The 1656-nt window shown below is 33.5% G+C and carries 2 protein-coding genes and 1 rRNA gene; 1 reads left to right on the top strand and 2 read right to left on the bottom strand.

Annotated features, from left to right (window positions below):
* A 16S ribosomal RNA gene (locus ACY651_RS14070) occupies positions 1-95 on the bottom strand; the annotation flags it as partial.
* 522 nt (positions 96-617) lie between these two features.
* On the bottom strand, positions 618-1361 hold the full coding sequence (gene truA / locus ACY651_RS14065; protein WP_462253821.1) for a tRNA pseudouridine(38-40) synthase TruA: 744 nt from the start codon (positions 1359-1361) through the stop codon (positions 618-620).
* Positions 1362-1463: 102 nt separating this feature from the next.
* Here truA and ACY651_RS14060 point away from each other — a divergent pair.
* The coding region (locus tag ACY651_RS14060; RefSeq protein WP_462253819.1) for a hypothetical protein at positions 1464-1656 on the top strand (193 nt) is incomplete at its 3' end.

The raw sequence follows: 1656 nt of genomic DNA, 5'->3' as shown, positions 1-1656 counted from the left end.
GCCACCAGGTATTGCTACCCGTGCTGCCCCTCGACTTGCATGTATTAAGCCTGCCGCTAGCGTTCATCCTGAGCCAGGATCAAACTCTCCATTGTAAATGAGTTGTTATGATCTGACTGTGTAATTTCATTGGAAATTAACGTCAAATTCTAAATTAATATTTGCGCTAACATTACCTTGATAATCAAATAATTATTTGCTGCTGTTTCCAAACTTTCAAAGATCTTTTGGCTTTACTTTTTGCCCCTTTTTTTAATTAGGAGTGCAAAGGTAAGGGCCTTTATTTTATCACCCAAATTTATCTTCTTTATTTTAGAAATTATTTTGAAGAATTTGAGGAGATTTTTTTTGAAGAACTAGCTCTTTTTTCAAAAGCGGACGGCAAAGATAAGGGTGGATAAACTGCCACCAAAATAAATCTGCAAATTAGTTATTAACAAACATAAAAATCAACTGTCGATATCACTTCAAATGATACACAGTACTGTATTACAGAATTTCATACTTTTTTTGTTATTTTTTAAGAAACAATTTGTTTTATACTTTTTTACTACAACCAAGGCATAATTATGCCTGACTTACTTCGATCATCTTCTTAAAATATGTTGGAAAAATAATTAAAGGACTTGATCAAATTTTTGAAACCTGACTTCATATAAGTATAAGCCATCCGGAGGTACAGAAAAATCTGTTTTAGTACAATCCTTTTCCTCTATGATCGCCCTGAATTCATCAATTGTTATTTTCTTCCTCCCAGTATGCAACATGGTTCCCACCAATCCTTTTACCATACCCCGCAAAAAACGATTAGCCTTTATCTTATAGATTAAACAATCTGTTTCCTGTATCCATTCGCTAGTATAAATCCTGCACAGGAATGATTTTACCTGGGTATTACGTTTTGAAAAACTGGTGAAATCAGTATGGCCGAGAATCTCTTTTGCTGCCTGTTGTAATAACTCAATATCCAGAGAATAAGGAAAATAATAAGCTCTCCCCTGTAAAAATGGACTTTTATGGTTGTATAAATAATAATGATATTCCCTGCTAACTGCATCAAAACGGCAATGTGCATTTTCATTAACATTGAATATTCGCTTGATGACAATATCATCCGGCAAAATTGCATTCAGATTATAAGCATCATCGTCAATAATCAGTTCAGTATCGAAATGAAAAAAATTCTGCAAGGCATGCACACCTGCGTCTGTACGTGAAGAACCGGTCAGCTCAAATTTTTGTTTATAGAAAATTTCTAAAGCTTTTTCAACTTCCATCTGGATTGAATTGGCATTATGCTGTATCTGAAATCCCGAATAGTTTGTGCCTTTGTAAGAAACTTCGATGAAATAACGTGGCATAATTTAGTTGTTCAACTACATTAAAATTTACTGATTGACCATTGCTTTAAATCTTGAAATATAATAATTATCAGTTAGCTGATCTTGCAGTGAAGCATAGTTGTGAGAATCGGAAACGAAAGGAAAGGCCCCAACATAAAATTTATACCTTTCTTCTTCTTTTATAAACAATTTATTACTGTTTGTTTTACAACCGAACAAATCAAAAACCTGGGTGCATTATTTATAAAAGAAGAAGAAAGGTATAAATTTTATGTTGGGGCCTTTCCTTTCGTTTCCGATTCTCACAACTATG

It is taken from the genome of Ferruginibacter sp. (genome assembly GCF_031391665.1).
Classification (GTDB): Bacteria; Bacteroidota; Bacteroidia; order Chitinophagales; family Chitinophagaceae; genus Ferruginibacter.
Note: the sequence above shows the minus strand (reverse complement) of the source record. Positions and strands in the feature narration are given on the sequence as shown.